This window comes from Conexibacter sp. W3-3-2 (assembly GCF_009707605.1).
Taxonomy (GTDB): Bacteria; Actinomycetota; Thermoleophilia; order Solirubrobacterales; family Solirubrobacteraceae; genus Paraconexibacter; species Paraconexibacter algicola.
On the sequence record NZ_WLYW01000002.1, the window covers coordinates 240,885 to 256,119 of the forward strand.

Here is a 15,235-nt window from a genome sequence, read left to right on the forward strand (position 1 = left end):
CACGCGACTTGACTTTGGTGAGAAGCATCGGTTGCACGATCGCCACACCGGCGCGCGGGGCACGTGGAACGCGCAGAGCGTGCTGGAGGCGTTGCGCGACTGGGCGCGGGAGACCGGTGCGCCGCCGCGGTCGATCGACTTCTGCCCTTCGACGCAGCGCAGCCTGGGGCGCGGGGGGCCCGAGAAGACGCTGTGGGAGCGGGAGCATCCGCGCTGGCCGAGCTCGACGACCGTCTACCGCTTCTACGACTCGTGGCCTGAGGCCCTGGCGCAGGCGGGCCTGAGTGCGGCCGCGCCGGTCGCGGCACGCCGCGACCTGCCCGCGCGCGTGGCCGCGGCGCGGCGGCTCGCGCACGCGGGGCTCACGATGGAGCAGATCGGCGAGGAGATCGGGGTCAGCGCCCAGACCGCCTCGCGGTACCTGCGCGCCCACCCCTGCCCGGGGTGTGAGGCCGGCGTGATCGTCGGGGACGGGGACCGGTGCACCCGGTGCGCCGTCCGCGCCGCGAACCCGCGCCGCTGGACCAAGGCCGAGCTCGTAGCGCTCGTGAAGGAGTGGGCCGCCGAGCACGACGGGCAGCCACCCCGGACCCAGGACTGGATGCCCAGCGCGGATCCCGACCGGCCGTCACGGTGGACGCTGGAGCTGCCGCGGTGGCCGCCGGCGAGCGCGGGCCGGATCGTGTTCGGGTCGTGGGCCAACCTGCTGCTCGCCGCCGGCTTCCCGATCTACAACGCGTCGTGGACCCGCGAGCAGGTCCTCGACGCGCTGCGCGCCTGGGCACAGGAACACGGCAAGGCCCCACCCAAGCAGGCCTGGGACACCACCGACGGCTCACACCCCTCCTCGGCCACCGTCCGGCGGATGTTCGGCTCCTTCACCGAGGCGGTCCGCCAGGCCGGCCTGGACCCCGGACGCGAGCTCTGGACCCCGGAGCGGATCACCGCGGCGATCGTCGCGTTCACCGAGCAGCACGGGCGGCCACCGACCCCGGCCGAGTGGCACGAGTCCTCCCCCGACCACCCCTGCCGATCGACCGTCCGCAACCGCTTCGGCTCCTGGGCCGCCGCACTCGCCAGCGCCAACGCCTAGAACGAGGACGCACCGTCTGCGCCAGCCGTCGCCGCTGACGTGGTCGCCGTGATCGGCGCGTGCGTGTCAGTTGGGTGGTCGACGGTCCGCGGTGGGCTGCTGGGGCGGCGGGTTGGTGCGGAGGTGGCTCTCGAGGCGGTCCAGTCGCTGCGTGAGGTCGTCGAGGGCCGCCAGGATCCGCGGGTCGTGTCGAGTCCGGTGCCCGACGAACCGTTCGGCGATCGCGCCGGTGACCACGGCGACGAACCCGATCCCGACGAGCATGAGGAGCACCGCGAGCAGGCGCGCGGCGCTGGTCGTCGGGGCGATGTCGCCGTAGCCGACCGTGGTCATCGTGCTGATGGCCCAGTAGAGGCCGTCGGCGAACGTGTAGGAGCTCTCGGTCGCGGCGTCGCGCTCGAGCTCGACGAACGCTCCGGCGCTGAAGATCGCGGTGAACGCGGCGAGGCCTGCCGCCCAGCGGACGCCTTCCGGGGTGAAGATGCGCTGGGCGAACCGCAGCAGCCGTACGAGGCGCAGCAGCCGCACCACACGCACTAGGCGCAGCACGCCGACGGCGCCCAGGACCGCGGTCACGAACGGCGGCGTCAGCACGATGACCGCGAGCTCCAGCGGATGGGAGCGCATCCACCGGGCCCGGTCGCCGCTCAGCGACAGGAGCACCGCTGCCTCGAGGACGAAGATCAGCCAGATCACCACCCGCAAGGCGCTGGCGAGCAGCCCCAGCGTGCCCTGGGGATCCTCCGCGTCCAGCACGATTGACGGGACGACCAACAGCGCCGCGACGACCACCAACGGCTCAAGCCGCGCTTGCGCATGCTGATAGCGGGCTGGGTAGGGCGGAGGTGGGCTGGCCAGCGCGCTCACCGTCCCGACCGTACCGGGCCGGTCACCCGCGCGCTGACGACCGAAACCGGAGCGTGCGTGCGCCCGTGCGGTCGAGGCGCAACGGAGGTGCAGATCCGCCCTCGCAGCTTCTGGCACCTCGACGCAGGCTGAACCACGGGCCATCTCCGGCATCAAGCGACCCTCCCAAGCCCCGCCTGGTCGGGGTGCGCTGTGCCAGCGAGCGCTGCTCAGTGGTGTGCCGCCGCCGTCCAGCGTCGCGGCGTGGCGAGGTGTGGCGCGGAGGCGTGTTCGGCTGGGATGCGCGGTGGGTTAGGTGGTGCGGAAGGTGGGTGGTTGCTCGTCGCCGTCGAGGGTGGCGATGAGTTCGCAGACGGTGCGGCAGCGTCCGCGTTCGTTGGCGATGTCGCAGAGGAGGTCCGTGGGTCGGAGGCCGAAGGCGCGGGCGAGCGCGAAGCCGACCGTGACCAGGCAACGCTCGCCGCGCTCGACTCGCTGGACGGTGCGAGTGGAGATCCCTGCGAGGTCGCTCAGCGCGGTCGTCGTGAGTCCTTCGCTGAACCGCAGCACGGCGACGGCGGACGAGTCGGCGAGATGGGCGGGAGTAGCGCTGAGGGCTTCCAGGGCCCGTGAGCGCGACGCTCCGTCGAGGCTGGCGGCCAGCGCGCCTGCGGCGCCGTGCGCCCGCCGGCCCCACGCCTGCAGACGGGCGGGATCGAGGGCTGCGGTGGGTGCGGTCCACTCCTGCGCCTCGTCGAGCAACTGGCGTAGGGCGCGCTGGGCCTGCGCGCGCGAGGGCTCCTGAGGCGGCGTGGATGACACGACGTGGTGATGCTAGGCGGCGCGTCGGGCGGTGTGACGGATTGCCTGCGCGCACGTCATCGCCCGCAGACGGGTCTCCCCAGGGCGAACACATCGGTGGTCCGTACGCCCAGTGCGGCGGCAACGCGGTACGCGGTCACGTCGTTGCACGGTGCGCCCTGCTCGATGGCCGTGAGCCGGGCGCGAGCCACGCCGGTCGATGCGGAGAGATCGCTGAGCGAGATCCCGGTGTAGTTCAGACGTAGGACGCGCACGGCGTTCTCGTGCGCGACGTTCGGCGACTCCAGCGCTTCGAGCGCTGATGCGCGTCGGCTGCGCGCAGCGGTGGCGAGATCGATCGAGGGCATGCCCGCACCGTAGGGACACGCGACGCGGGCGCCGGACAGATCGGCCACATGGCACGACAGACCCCGACAGATGAGCACCTTGTGCGTCACCGACGGAGATCTCTCAACGGACCCGCGCGGCGGTGGTCATCTGCCTTTGAGGTTCGCTCCGCATCACCCGAGATCACGAGCGCCGCAGAAGGTGGAGCCGACTTCGCGCAGAACCTCTCTGTGCGATGGATGACACCTCGATCCGGGTCCTCGCCGGGGTTGCCGCGGCGCTTGTCGCGCTGTACGGGCTGACGGCAGGCGAATGGAATCGCAACCGGCTTCGTCGGAAGGGCATCGCCAGGGTGCTGGCTGACGATATGCGTCGCGCGCAGTCCGCAGTGGTGCGTTGCTACCGCCGCGGCGCGTACAAGCCGTCGCTGTTCTTGGAACCACGCATCGACCGCGACGGCCAAGAACGGATCGCGACCGCCGCAAGGCCCAACGAATGGGCGACCATCTCCAGCGCGCTCGGGTGGTTGGAAGTCGTCCGCGCCCGGGCGCACGCCCCCACCAAGCCCGACGAGGAGACGCCCCCCTCCGAGCAGGGAAGCACTGAGCCGGACACGAAAGACGGAGACAGCGCCACCACGAGCACGGACGAGCACGAGTACCCATTCGGAAGCACGTCGGATGAGCGCAAGCGCGAGGAGGAGTTCTTGGTCGAGCTCTACGAGCGGCTCGATGCGGCCCGCTGGTCGCTGCGTCGGCTGACCGCACCGCTGCCGTGGCGGCTTCCGGTCGCAGGAATCACCCGTACCCGCTGGCGGCCCCACGGGATCGACGGCTTGCTTCGAACGGAGCCCGCGGCCGCCGGACACGACGACGAGCGCAGCCAGACCCAACAGAAGGAGGTCGCCTCCGCATTCCCGACGCTCTCCCCGAGGAGCTCCGTCGGCGTCGCTACCGCGGAGTGAGCAAAGCTCGAGACCACGAGAAACGCATCGGGCGTGGTTGGGGACACGACATCACGACCGGCGGCCGACCACGAGACAGGCGCGAGCAATCTTCCTCCGGCCGGCTGGTCCTGCCCGCGATCACTGCGGCGATCGTGTTCCTCGTCCTCGGCGCGGTGAGCGTCGCGCCACTGATCGACTGGTCGGCTGCCCTGGACCGAGGAACCGATGCGGCCAGAATGCTCCAGAACCCGTTCATCTCGAGCGCGCTCGTTTTCCTGCTGGTGCTCGTGCTGCGCTGGCTCTTCCGCGACCCGGACCCCTCCCTCGGTACCGATACCGGGCCAGAGATCGGCGAAGCCCGGCATGAGCGCACGCCCGGCACCGGAGGCTGCGAGACCAAGACCGACAGCTCAGCACCCCCCGAAGCCGACCAGCCGAAAACACTGGTTCTCCGACTTCGTGGGCGGCTGCGCAGCCTTTCCGAGCGGCTGGAGCTCCGACGGTGTCGGCTCGTGTACAGCCTTGCCGGGCGTTTCCTGCTCTAGCTGCCGGACGAGATCGGTGTGCAGCCGAGCGAGATGAGCCCGGTGACTCCCTGGCGGGCTCAGCGGTCGGGCGTGAGCGCGCGGAGGCGGTCGGCGACGTCGCGGTAGCGGGGGTCCTCGGCGTAGAGCTTCTCGAGTTCCTTGCGTGCGAGCGCCTTCTTGCCGCTGTCGAGGTGCAGCAGCGCGCGGGCGTAGCGGGCGTCCTTGAGCAGCCCGGGCTCGCGCTTCTTGGAGCGCAGGGCGTCCTTGTAGGCCTCGAGTGCTGCGTCGCGCATGCCCTGCTTGGCGAGCGCGTCTGCTTGGAGGATGCGGATCTGGCAGCTGACGTCGTCCTGGTTGCTGACGCCGGCGGCGACCAGGACGAGCTCGTCGTACGCCCCGGCGGCCGCGAGCAGGTCGCACAGGCTCAGCACGAGGTAGGGGTGCGGGTGCACGTCCACGAGCTGCTGCACGACCCCGATGGCCTCCTCCAGCCGGCCGTTGCGCTGGTAGACCTCGGCGAGCACCAGGGCCGCGCACGCCGAGCCGAACGGCACCTGCACCGCGACGTGCTCGGTGATCGCCAGCACCGTCCCGCCACCGTCGAGGTACTTCTCCATCAGCGTGTCGGGCAGCGCGCGATCGCTATCGACGACCTTCTCGAGCGCCGCGATCGCCGCCTCATCCTCGGCGAGCTGGGCGCTGAGCAGCCCGACGAAGAAGTCGTCGGCCAGCGCCTTGTCCTTGCTGTCCTTGGCGTTGGAGGCCCGAAACAGGCGCAGCGCCTCCTGATGCTGGCCGGCGGCGACCGCCGCGATCGCCTTGTAGAACGCCTTCTCCGTGCCGGAGGCCATGAGGCCCGGCTTCGGCGGCGGTGACGGCGCGATCGCCGCGGCGCGCGCCCGGCTGCCGCCCGACCCGCCCAGCCGGGTCGAGTAGCCGACCCCGGAGCCCGGGATTCCGACCGACGCGCTGTGGCGTCCGGAGGAGTTCACCGTCACCCCCGCCCCGCGGCCGCCGACCCGCAGCCCCACGCTCTTGTGACTGACGTTCAAGCGGACCCCCGGCCCCAGCTTGATGCTCTTGCGCATCCGCAACCCCATGTCGCGGCACGCTCGACGATCACGCCCCCCGCTGTCAAGACACGCTCCGCCGCGATCTCGAGCGGGCCGCAGAGCGGGCCGTCGCCGCCTCGGGGGTTGGGCCGCGGCTTACGAGGTCGTCGCCGGAGCACTGGCGGCCTGATCTCACCAGCCTGCTGGCGGCGGTGTGCGTCTGCGGCTGCCTCAGCAGCTGGCGATGGGGTTGATCAGGGTGTTCTCGATCCCTTCGCCCATGGACGTGCGGGCGATGAGGGTGGCGACTTCGTCGTCGAGGGCGCGTTCGACGGGGCGGTCCAGGGCGCGGCAGGCCTCGCGGCCGCGTGCCCGGTACTCCTGCGCGCCCTCGTCGCTCTCGGGCGGCGCGATGTCGAGCAGGACGTAGGGGTCGGTGTCGAACTCGCTGTTGGGGTCGCCGGTGCCATAGGCGGTGACCATCGGTCGCCAGGGGCCCTTGGCCTTCAGCAGTGCGGTCGCGAGCGCGGCCGCGATCTCCTCGCGGCGCGCTTCGGTCTGCGCGTCGGCGGCCGGCCCGGTGATCCGCTCGACGCCGGGGACGTCGGGGACCGCGGCCTCCGGTGTCGGTGTCGGGGTTGGCGTGGGGGTGGCTGTCGGCTCGGGGGTCGACGCGGTGACGGTGCGCTCGACGGTCTGCACCACCGTGGTGGTCGGGGTGTCGGAGTCACCGCACCCCGCCAGCGGCATCGCGCTCAGCAGCAGCGTGGCGAGCACGGCGGCTCGCCCGGTCCCCATCCGGTCGATCATGGCGGCAAGCCTACGCCGTCCGACCGCAAAACGGAGCGGGGCGCGAACGGGTTCGGAACGGTGCGCGCCGGCCCGTCGCGGGTCGGTGCACGGGCGCTCCCGGGGTCTCTGCGTCGCGGTGGTGGGCCGTCCGCGTACGGTTCGGTGCATGGGGGCTCAGTCGCAGGGTGGGGATGGCTGGCATGGGCTCGCTCCTCCCAGGGTGTTGCGAGAGCTGTGGCGGCCGGTCCGTGTCGATGAGGGCGAGGAGCCGCGTGCCGGGTTGGTGGTCGACGGGGAGATGTGGGAGCTCGCCAGCGACCACTACCACAGCGGATTTCAGGAGACGCACTGGCTGCTGAGCTACCTGCACGAGGCGGAGGACGTCATGGTCGCGGAGGAGGTACCCGCCGCTGATCTGGTGCGGCTGCTCCCGGCGGCGATGCACGACTGGGTCCGTGAGGCGCTCCGGGCGCGGGCCGGGATGATCCGCCAGGACGCGCGCAGCGTCCTGGACGTCGACGAGCGCGCGGAGCTGCACGATCAGGCCGACGAGCTCGACAGGCTCTGGGCCGGCTGGCAGGCCGACGGCACGGCCGCGGCCGACCAGGAGCTCGAGCTACTCGCGGCGCAACGCCAGGCGATCGCCGACGAGATCTCTACGACGCGCGCGGACCTTGCACGTGAGCGCCTCGGTGTCTCGGTCGGGGCGTTGCCGGAAGGGATCCGGGTGCGGCTCGCGGCGTTCGCGCTCACCGACCGGCTGTGGCGCAACACGGTGATCGAGGACCTGCACGAGCACCTGACCGACGCGCAGATGATGCGGTGCAACATCGCCACCGTCGAGCTCGTGCTGGGCCTTCTGCCCGCCGCGTTCGCCGACCACGGTCTGGACCGCGCGCAGGCGCGCGCGCTCGCCGAGGCGCTCAGCGCGCCGGACCGTCCACTGCCGACCGGGGCCACCCTGCGCCAGCAGCTCGGCGAGCTGGGCGCGGCCACGTATCGCCGGGACGCGCTCGCGCGCTCGTCCACGCTGCCTCTCGAGGTGGAGGTGCTCGCGCAGGAGGGCGTGTTGCGCAACCTCGACTGGCACGGGACGCCGTGGTGGCCGGCGCTCGTGCGCCAGGCGGTCTCCCCCTTCGCTGCCGGGGCGCTTATGCGGCTGCTGCAGAGCCCGCTGCGCGCGCGGGACGAGGACCTCGAGCTGTGGATGCGCGAACGGCCCGAACCCGAGGTCGTCACGCGGCGCCGCGCGCGTTCCTGGCCCGGCGCTCGCGGGCGTGAGCGCGGGCGTCTAGAGCTTCTCGCAGGCGATGCCGTCCTTGTCGCGGTCCTTGCCCTTGTTGAGGTTGTAGACCGCGCGGTTGACGCGGAAGTTGGTGACGCGCTCGTCCTGGGACTTGTCGCGCGCGCCGGGCTTGCCGACCCCGTGGGGGTAGACCTTGTTGAGCGCGGCGCAGTTCTTGTACTTCTTGGGCTGGGCGGCCTGCGCGGGAACGGCCAGCAGCAGCACGCATGCCGCCAGCGGCACGCACGTCAGGGATCGAAGGCTCATCCGCGCACGCTACCCGCTGCGACACGCCGCCGGGGATTCGTTGTGCGACGAGCGGTGCAACTGGCCTCAGGTCGCGCGGTCGGCGATGAGGGCCTCCAGGGGAAGAACGGCGTGCCCTCCACCGACGCACGACAGTCCTCTTCGCGTTCGCAGCGGACCCCGGTGGCGTCGTCGTGCACGGTGTCGCGGTAGTGCCGCTCCAGCTCACGGCGACGCTCCCGTCGTGCGCGGGCGGTCACTGCGGTAGGTGTGCGTGAACGACTCGGTCATCGACGGGCCTCCCTTCGATCGGTGGGCCGGGTGCCCCGGTCCGGGGGCCGGACCGGGGCGTGCTGGGTGCGGGGGTCAGGACTCGCAGGCGATGCCGTCACCGTCGCGGTCGCGGGGGTCGCCGGGCGGCACGGGGAAGTCCGTGGCGGCGGTGTCCGCGCAGGTCGTGCCCGTGGGGATGTCGCTGACGGGCGGGGCGGCCTGGGCGGCGTCCTGGGCGGCGCGCCGCGCGGCGGCCGCGGCGCGGGCCCGGGCGCGAGCGGCGCGGCGGGCGCGGGCGGCGGCGCGGGCCCGGGCGCGTTTGGCGGCGCGGCGGGCGGCGGCGCGCTGGCTGGCGGCGCGGACTTCGCGGCGTGCGGTTCGGGCGTCGGCGGTGTTGGCGAACCGCAACGCGCGCGCGGCTCGCCGGGAGGCCAGCCGGCGGTTGCCCTGGCGCAGGGCGCTGCGGGCCTGGCGGGCGATGGTGCGGCTGACGAGGCCGCGCATGCGGTCGCGGTCCTCATCGCCCAGCAGCGCCGCGGCGGCGATCGCCTCCTCGAAGTTGCCGTCCTGGGCCAGCGCCTCGGCGTCCTGGAAGGTCGGCGTCGGGGCCGGGGTCGGGGTGGGGTCTGCTTCGCGGGCCGCGGTGGTGGCGGTCTGCGTGGTGGTGGAGCTGCTCGTGGTGCTGGTGTCCTGGCCGCAGGAGAGCAGGGCGATGATCACCGTGACGGCGGCGAGAGCCGCGGCGGCGAGGAGCCATGGCGGGCGGGTGGAGTCTGGACCGGTCATGCAAGGAACCTCGGGTCGTGGTGGCTAGAAGAAGACGTAGGTGAACCGCTGGCCGTCGCAGAAGCGCCGCAGCTTGATGCCCATCGTCGAGCCGTGGGAGCGGTTCTCCGAGGACGGGACGTAGGCGACGTCGGCCTTCCACCCCACCGGCCGGGTCCCGCGTCGCAGGGCGGCGGGGCCGCGGCCGCGGCCGATCGCCGGCGGGTACTCGTCGCGGTCGAGTCCGGGGCGGGTCGGGAAGCCGCGCAGCAGTCGGTCGCGGCGCGCGTCGGCGCCACGGCGGTTGAGTACCAGCGTGCTGGGCCATCCGGCCGCGATCGCGGCGTTGGCGTGCGCGCGGATGGTCGGGAACCTGGTGGCGGAGAAGCCGATCGGCACGACGCGGTCCTCGCGCACACACGAGCGTCCCGGCCGCTTGGGCCGCTCGGACTTGTCCTTGCCCGGAGCCCTGGCCGGCCGCTTGGCCTTCGAGCACGGACACGGCAGCGACTCGCAGTACAGGCCGTCACCGTCACCGTCTCGGGTGTCGGCGGCCTTCTGCGCTGCAGCCTGGTTGGGATAGTCCGCGCAGGTCGCGGCGGCCGCCGAGCCCGGCGCGAGCAGCACCAGCACCGCGGCCACCAGCCCCACCCAGCATGTGCGATACGTACAACGGATACGGATGGTGTCGGCAGCGGGGCGCCCAGGGCTGAGCCGGCGCTCCATACGACACGCAGACCGACGGGAACGACACGACAGGTGCAAGCGATTCATCTCCCCACGGGCAGCGACGACGGTCAGCGACGGTCGTCGTCCGCCCCTCACATCTGACAGTGAGCGCCGGACAGCGCGACGCGCCCTTGAAGGATCCGGACCGAGCTGACGCATCCCCGTTCGACGCGTCGCAGCCGGGCAGAGTCACCGATAGCGGCGCCGATCGGCTCGGACCACGGCAGGCATGCCTCCCCCACCCCAGGGTCGTAGGTCGGGGCGAGGACGAGGCGTTGTCGGTCCGGGGGCTTCAGGCCTCGCCGGGGGTCGGTGTGGTCGGCGGGAGCAGGTCGCTGAGTGCGATGCCGGTGGCGCGCAGGCGCGCGCAGACGAGCGGGGCGAGCTCGTCGGGGAGCAGCTGGTGGTCGGGGTTGTCCAGGAGGCGGTCCAGGGTGCGGGTCATCGGCCAGCCCAAGGTCGGGCTGAGCGTCTCGTCGGCCAGGAGCTGGTTGACCGCGGCGCTGACCGCGAGGACGGCCTGGAGAACCATCGCCGTGGTGTGCGCTTCTCGGCAGGCATCGGCCAGCACGACCGGCAGGGGCTCGCCGAGTTGCAGCAGCGCTTCGGCTCGCGCGTGCTGCGCGAGGTCTGAGGCAGGCGATACGGGCGGACGTCGCGACGACACGCGAACACGATCGCGCGCGCCCGCTGGCTGCGTCAACACCTCTGTTCGCGATGTGCCCGATGGGGCCCGGGGCGCCGGCGGGGACCCCGGGGAACGCAGCGGGCGCTGCTGCACCTGGACATGGCCGGCACCGTGATGATCGCGCCGGACCCTGACCCGGTCATGGCCGGCCGCCTGCTGGCGCGCACCGTCCTCACCCCGGGGGTGCTTCCCCGGCCCCTGGCGGCGCCGCCGCCACCGCGGACACACCAGCCGGCAGCCAGACCGGCACTCAGCAGCAGCGCTGCACTAGCGCCCACGCGACGACGCACCAAAGGGGGGCGGGGCGAGCAACGCCCCGCCCCCGGTGATGACCGGACAGGGGCTGACGGGTGGCGCGTGCGAGACTTCCCGTCCAGCGGGACTCCACCCCCACCCCCCTCTCCCGCATTAGGAGGACGTTGTGTCAACGCGCATCACGCAGGTCATCGAGACGCTCGAGGCCGAGAAGGCCGACCTCCAGGCCCGCCTGGAGTGGCTCGATCAGCAGATCGAGTCCTTCCGCGCACACGCCGAGCAGGCACCCGCCATCCCGGCGTCCCCTACTCCCGCTGCTGAGCCCGTGGCCACCGCGGCGCCCAAGCGGGCCAAGCGTCTGGAGAAGGACTCGCGGGCGCGCAAGCGTCGCGCCGCGGTCAAGCCGCTCAAGCGTGACCTCGTGCCCGAGATCCTCTCGCAGCTCAAGAAGCAGCCGAACTCGACCGCCGGTCAGCTTGCGGCCGCCCTGGACGTCAACCGCAACACCGTCAACAGCAAGCTGCTGACCCTGCGCAAGGCGGGCACCATCGTCAAGGCCGACCGGGGCTACGCGCTGGCCGAGAAGTCCGCGACGTAGACGGGGCCCGAAGCGCCGGCGCCGCCCACCGTGAGGGTGGGCGCGCCCGCGCCTCACCACGCGCTCTGGAGGTACCCGAGCGGCACACTCGAGGTGAGGTCCGCGAGATCGTCGACGAGACCGCGGTAGGCCAGGCGGGCCAGGGTCACGGTCGCCAGAAGTGCACGGTCGCGGTCCGTTGCGGGCGTCGCGGCGCCCGCAAGCCGGGCGAGCACCCGCGCGGTCTCTCCCGCCAGCGCGTCGGTGCACTGCGTCCCGCTGTTCTGGTGCAGGGCGAGGAGCAGCGTCGCTGCGGCCTGTCGAAGGCGCGTACGGGCGTTCGGGCCGACGTCGTTGTGCTGGTCGACCTGCAACCACGGAACGATCAGCCCTGCACCGACGCCGATCCGCACACGATCGGTGGCCTGAGCGTCCCCCGGGACCGGTCGGAGTGCCGCCTGTGCGCGCTCGGGGTCCAGGAGCTTCCGGCAGAGCTCGCCGCCGCTGTGTCCGCGCGCGTCGAGCTCCAGCGCGACCGCGACCACCGTCCACGTCTGCCACCAGCGCTGCTCGCCTGGCCCCAGTGACCGCCGGTGCCAGCGCCCGGCCGCCGTGATGCGACCTGACGTGAACTCGACCTGGTGGTCGAGCACCCGGTGCAGCCGATGGCCCTGGACGCGTGCGGCGGGCACCAAGCCTCCCGGGGGCGCGTTACGACGCTCGGGTGGTGTGCAGCAGCTCGCGCAGGCCGCGGTCGTGGTCCTCGCGCATGGTCTGCAGGGCGGCCGTCGCGCGGGCGAGGTCGGCCAGGGTGGGGTCGTGTTCGGTGCAGTAGCGGTGGAGCCAGCGCACGCCGGCGGCGTCCAGACGTTCGGGGCGCTGCCGGGCGATGACCGCGGTGATGCGCGCAGCGTCGTGCAGGTCGATCGCCGGGAGCTCGCGGGCGGCCGCGGTGATGATCGCGAGGTTGTGCGTTGTGAGGGCACGCTGGAAGCGGCTGTAGCTCGAACCCTGGGAGGTCATGGGCGCAGCATGGTGTCAGGCCGGTCGGAGGCCGTCGGGCCGGCGGCTCCCGGGGATGCCTCTGTGCCCTGGCCCGCGCTCACGGTGCGCCCGGACCCCCACAGGCCGCGAGCGATCTGCTTGATCCCGCCGGCCCGGATGGTCAGGAAGATCGCGGCGACGATCCAGGTCTTGAGGTCCGGGGCAAGCGTCAACGAGAGGCCGACCGCGGCCTGTGTGACGTCGTCGGTGGCGCGCGGACGAGGAGCAGGGTCCATGCCCGAGACGATCGCTATCGGGTCGAAACGACCTGAATCGTCACTGCGCGATAGGCCGGGACGGCCTGCTGACGATCGCGGTCGCGGGCGCTCTGGGTCCCGCCGCAAGGGTGCACCGCGGTCAGGCGGCGCAGCGGGAGTGCTTGAGGACCTCGTCGCCGTCGACCTTCACCAGGCGCCGCGAGTCGACCGGCAGGATCGCTGTGTCGCAGTCCGGGCAGGTCGCGACGGGCGTCTGCAGCCAGGCCTCGACGGCCGTGCGCCGTTCCGCGTCCAGGACGTCGATGGGCTCCATGCGTTGCAGGGTAGCGACGGGCCCGGCCGCCCATCGGGCGGCCGGGGCTGGGCATAGGCGGCAGGATCGCCTACGCTGTGCGGCGATCAGCGCGATGGTCTCCATCGCAGGCGGGGCCCGAGGCGTGAGCTTCGGGCCTTCGTCGTTTCGGGCCGGCGTCGAGCGCGGCGGCCCCGGGGCGGCCGGGGCTGCGCGGGGCCGTCCAGGGCTCAGGTTGCGGGGATGGGCCGGGCGGCGGTGACGGGGCCGTCCCAGATCGAGCCGAGCGGGGCGGGGCGTGGGGCGAGGGCGTCGCGGACGGTCTGGATGGCGGCCGCGTCGCTGTCGATGACCCAGGCGCCGTTCTGGGTGTGCAGGCGGTCGGCGACGGTGCGCAACGCGGCGGCCTGCTGGTCGGTGAGCGTGATCGGGGACTGGATGGGGACGGGGATCCGCGCCAGGAGGCCGATGCGGTGCAGGGCGTTGCGGGCCTGGAGCGTCGGGAGATCGATGAGCATGCGCGCACGGTAGGTAGCGGGTGTGCACGCTCGGCGATATCGCGTTCACCTTCCGGGGTCCCTTGGTTCGGCCGTGCGCGCCGCGGTGGCCAGTACGGTCAGCGGCAGACGTGCGTGACCCGACGGACATCTGGCTGGAGCTCTCGGACTACAGCGGCCCGCTGGATCTGTTCGTCACGTTGGTCATGCGCCGGGCGATCGACCTACGCGACGTCGAGTTGCTGGAGCTCGTGGAGGCCTGCGTGCAGACGCTGCGCCAGGAGCGTGCGGATCTCGACAGCACGACGGACTGGCTGACGATCTCCTCGTCGCTGCTTGAGCTGAAGTCGCGGCTGATGCTCCCGCTCGACGAGGACGAGCTCGGTCCGCCGGAGCCCGATCCCTCGCTGGAGGAGTTGCTGGCCGGGATGCTGGAGACGATGCGGTTCACCGCGGCGGCCGGGTACCTCGGCGGGCTGCTGGCGCGGGAGGCCGGGCACCGCTACCGGCAGGCGCCGCCGCCGGACTGGGTGCGGCGCGGCGAGGGCGTCACGCTGGATCCGCAGCGGGCTCGGGCGCAGTTTCGCCCGGAGCGGCTCGGGCGGGCGATCGGACGGCTGCTGACGGTGCCGGAGCGCATCGACGTGCGGCATCTGCTGGCGCCGCGCATCAGCGTCAAGGAGCGCGCGGCGGTGGTGACCGACGCGTTGCAGGCCCACGGTGGGCGGTGCACGTTGGACGACGTCGTGACGGGCCAGGACGATCGCGCGACGGTTGCGGTCACGGTGTGGGCGATGCTCGAGCTCTACAAGAGCGGCGAGGTCGACTGGGAGCAGCCTGAGCCGCTGGGCGAGATCACGATCACCGCCCCCTCTCCCCTGGCGCCGCAGCCGCAGGCGTTGCCGGCCCCGACCGCCAGCTGACCCGCGAACGACCCGGCCTGCGGGTCCCGGGGGCGCGCCGTGGCGCTCAGCGGGGCGCGCTGAGCGGCGGCCCGACGAGCTCCGCGAGGAGCGTTGCGACGCGACGGGCGGCGCGGAGCAGTTCGGTGTACGGCGTGGCCTGGCCTGGGGCGGGTTGTGGCGGGGTGTAGGCGGCGAGCAGCAGCGTGTGCCAGGCCAGTCCGGCGAGGTGCTCGCATGGCGGCAGCAAGCGGGCGACCCCGACCTGGTCGCCGGTGTCGGGGAGCTCGGCGCGGGCGTGGTGGAGTGCGTCAGCGGCCTGGGTGAGGGCGTCGGGGAGCGCGTCGAGGGTCTCGCGGTGGGCCTCGGGCACGGGCTCCTGGAGGGTGCGCAGGACCGCGCGCTCGAGGTCCTCGCAGCTGTCCAGGATCATGGTGAAGACCCGGCGTAGGGGCCGGTCGGCGAGGAGGCCGTCGTGCAGGGTCGGGTGGGGCAGCAGGCGTCGTTGGAGGCGACCGACGTCGAGGGTCAGCGGGGTCGGTTCGCTGGAGGGCAGGGCCTCCCAGACGGGGCGCAGTTCGGCGAGGGCGCGGTCGAGGTCGGTGATGGAGCCGTAGGCGGCCAGCAGCAGGTCGGCGGGGTGCAGGATCGGGCCGGCGCGGAAGGCGTCGAGGAAGCGGATGTGGGTCTCGATGGCGACCATCGCCTCCGGGGTCTCGGCGGCGTTGGCGATCGCGCGCAGCTGGGTGCGGATGAGGCTGAGCGGATCGTCCTCGTCGGTCATTGCCGCCGAGTGTAGGTGTCGGGCAGGCGGGCGCGCGGGCCGTGGTGTGCGCTGGCCGAGGGGAGGTGGCCGGTGGTGATCGCGAGCGCTTCGCTGATGGCCATGAGCCGCAGGGCGGCGGTGAGGTCGGGGCCGTCGGTGATGCCGTGGGCGTTGGCGACGGCGATCGGGTCGGTGGTCTGCCAGGCGGACCGGTCGGCGCGGGCGCGAACCCAGGCCAGTGCGGCCCGTTGGACGGTGGTGTGCGGCATGCGTGCAGGGTCGCTGCGCGCCGG

At 72.8% G+C, this 15,235-nt stretch carries 22 protein-coding genes; 5 read left to right on the top strand and 17 right to left on the bottom strand.

Annotation, left to right across the window (positions count from 1 at the left end):
• The first annotated feature begins 31 nt into the window (after positions 1-31).
• Positions 32-1,093: a homing endonuclease associated repeat-containing protein gene (locus GKE82_RS24380; protein ID WP_154735544.1), complete on the top strand. Its 1,062-nt coding sequence runs from the start codon at positions 32-34 to the stop codon at positions 1,091-1,093.
• Positions 1,094-1,159: 66 nt separating this feature from the next.
• On the opposite strand, the gene GKE82_RS24385 is transcribed toward GKE82_RS24380, so the two are convergent.
• The 3 genes from GKE82_RS24385 to GKE82_RS24395 form a co-directional block, all read right to left on the bottom strand.
• Positions 1,160-1,849 (bottom strand): potassium channel family protein, encoded by a 690-nt coding sequence (locus tag GKE82_RS24385; RefSeq protein ID WP_196189447.1) that lies wholly within the window; start codon positions 1,847-1,849, stop codon positions 1,160-1,162.
• 402 nt (positions 1,850-2,251) lie between these two features.
• Positions 2,252-2,761 carry a helix-turn-helix transcriptional regulator gene (locus tag GKE82_RS24390; RefSeq protein WP_154735546.1) on the bottom strand — a complete coding sequence of 170 codons (510 nt, stop codon included), beginning with the start codon at positions 2,759-2,761 and terminating at the stop codon, positions 2,252-2,254.
• A gap of 56 nt (positions 2,762-2,817) precedes the next feature.
• Positions 2,818-3,108 carry a helix-turn-helix transcriptional regulator gene (locus GKE82_RS24395; RefSeq protein WP_154735547.1) on the bottom strand — a complete coding sequence of 97 codons (291 nt, stop codon included), beginning with the start codon at positions 3,106-3,108 and terminating at the stop codon, positions 2,818-2,820.
• A 215-nt stretch (positions 3,109-3,323) separates the two neighbouring features.
• On the opposite strand from GKE82_RS24395, the gene GKE82_RS24400 reads away from it, so the two are divergent.
• Together GKE82_RS24400 and GKE82_RS24405 are read left to right on the top strand one after the other, a co-directional pair.
• Positions 3,324-4,052 carry a hypothetical protein gene (locus tag GKE82_RS24400; protein WP_154735548.1) on the top strand — a complete coding sequence of 243 codons (729 nt, stop codon included), beginning with the start codon at positions 3,324-3,326 and terminating at the stop codon, positions 4,050-4,052.
• Positions 4,053-4,186: 134 nt separating this feature from the next.
• Positions 4,187-4,579 (top strand): hypothetical protein, encoded by a 393-nt coding sequence (locus GKE82_RS24405; protein ID WP_154735549.1) that lies wholly within the window; start codon positions 4,187-4,189, stop codon positions 4,577-4,579.
• A gap of 59 nt (positions 4,580-4,638) precedes the next feature.
• Here GKE82_RS24405 and GKE82_RS24410 read toward each other — a convergent pair whose 3' ends face one another.
• The 7 genes from GKE82_RS24410 to GKE82_RS24440 all read right to left on the bottom strand — a co-directional run bounded on the left by GKE82_RS24410 (position 4,639) and on the right by GKE82_RS24440 (position 10,235).
• Positions 4,639-5,649 (bottom strand): DUF4236 domain-containing protein, encoded by a 1,011-nt coding sequence (locus GKE82_RS24410; protein ID WP_230317230.1) that lies wholly within the window; start codon positions 5,647-5,649, stop codon positions 4,639-4,641.
• 195 nt (positions 5,650-5,844) lie between these two features.
• Positions 5,845-6,423, bottom strand: a complete 579-nt coding sequence (locus GKE82_RS24415) for a hypothetical protein (RefSeq protein ID WP_154735551.1) — start codon at positions 6,421-6,423, stop codon at positions 5,845-5,847.
• A 598-nt stretch (positions 6,424-7,021) separates the two neighbouring features.
• Positions 7,022-7,288 carry a hypothetical protein gene (locus GKE82_RS31720; RefSeq protein ID WP_154735552.1) on the bottom strand — a complete coding sequence of 89 codons (267 nt, stop codon included), beginning with the start codon at positions 7,286-7,288 and terminating at the stop codon, positions 7,022-7,024.
• Positions 7,289-7,696: 408 nt separating this feature from the next.
• A complete protein-coding gene (locus tag GKE82_RS31725; RefSeq protein ID WP_154735553.1) occupies positions 7,697-7,957 on the bottom strand; it encodes an excalibur calcium-binding domain-containing protein in 261 nt (86 codons plus the stop codon).
• Positions 7,958-8,302: 345 nt separating this feature from the next.
• Positions 8,303-8,995, bottom strand: coding sequence for an excalibur calcium-binding domain-containing protein (locus tag GKE82_RS24430; RefSeq protein ID WP_154735554.1), 693 nt, complete (start codon positions 8,993-8,995; stop codon positions 8,303-8,305).
• A 24-nt stretch (positions 8,996-9,019) separates the two neighbouring features.
• Positions 9,020-9,616, bottom strand: coding sequence for a hypothetical protein (locus GKE82_RS24435; protein ID WP_154735555.1), 597 nt, complete (start codon positions 9,614-9,616; stop codon positions 9,020-9,022).
• Positions 9,617-9,995: 379 nt separating this feature from the next.
• Entirely contained in the window at positions 9,996-10,235 is a 240-nt protein-coding gene (locus GKE82_RS24440; RefSeq protein ID WP_154735556.1) for a hypothetical protein, read from the bottom strand.
• Between the two features lie 577 nt (positions 10,236-10,812).
• Between GKE82_RS24440 and GKE82_RS31060 the strand changes: the two genes are divergently transcribed.
• Positions 10,813-11,244, top strand: a complete 432-nt coding sequence (locus GKE82_RS31060; protein ID WP_154735557.1) for an HTH domain-containing protein — start codon at positions 10,813-10,815, stop codon at positions 11,242-11,244.
• A gap of 53 nt (positions 11,245-11,297) precedes the next feature.
• Here the strand turns inward: GKE82_RS31060 and GKE82_RS24450 are convergent, their stop codons facing one another.
• From GKE82_RS24450 to GKE82_RS24470, 5 genes are all read right to left on the bottom strand, one after another.
• Positions 11,298-11,915, bottom strand: coding sequence for a hypothetical protein (locus GKE82_RS24450; protein ID WP_196189449.1), 618 nt, complete (start codon positions 11,913-11,915; stop codon positions 11,298-11,300).
• A 19-nt stretch (positions 11,916-11,934) separates the two neighbouring features.
• A complete protein-coding gene (locus tag GKE82_RS24455; protein ID WP_154735559.1) occupies positions 11,935-12,246 on the bottom strand; it encodes a hypothetical protein in 312 nt (103 codons plus the stop codon).
• On the bottom strand, positions 12,243-12,503 hold the full coding sequence (locus tag GKE82_RS24460) for a hypothetical protein (RefSeq protein ID WP_154735560.1): 261 nt from the start codon (positions 12,501-12,503) through the stop codon (positions 12,243-12,245). The genes GKE82_RS24455 and GKE82_RS24460 overlap by 4 nt, the downstream gene beginning before the upstream one ends.
• A gap of 121 nt (positions 12,504-12,624) precedes the next feature.
• Entirely contained in the window at positions 12,625-12,798 is a 174-nt protein-coding gene (locus GKE82_RS24465; protein ID WP_154735561.1) for a hypothetical protein, read from the bottom strand.
• A 209-nt stretch (positions 12,799-13,007) separates the two neighbouring features.
• Positions 13,008-13,295: a hypothetical protein gene (locus GKE82_RS24470; RefSeq protein ID WP_154735562.1), complete on the bottom strand. Its 288-nt coding sequence runs from the start codon at positions 13,293-13,295 to the stop codon at positions 13,008-13,010.
• A 110-nt stretch (positions 13,296-13,405) separates the two neighbouring features.
• Here GKE82_RS24470 and GKE82_RS24475 point away from each other — a divergent pair, with 110 nt between their 5' ends.
• Complete coding sequence (locus tag GKE82_RS24475; protein WP_154735563.1) at positions 13,406-14,197, top strand: ScpA family protein; 792 nt, start codon at positions 13,406-13,408, stop codon at positions 14,195-14,197.
• Between the two features lie 46 nt (positions 14,198-14,243).
• Here GKE82_RS24475 and GKE82_RS24480 read toward each other — a convergent pair whose 3' ends face one another.
• Entirely contained in the window at positions 14,244-14,960 is a 717-nt protein-coding gene (locus GKE82_RS24480; protein WP_154735564.1) for a hypothetical protein, read from the bottom strand.
• Entirely contained in the window at positions 14,957-15,211 is a 255-nt protein-coding gene (locus GKE82_RS24485; protein ID WP_154735565.1) for a hypothetical protein, read from the bottom strand. The genes GKE82_RS24480 and GKE82_RS24485 overlap by 4 nt, the downstream gene beginning before the upstream one ends.
• Positions 15,212-15,235 lie beyond the last annotated feature (24 nt).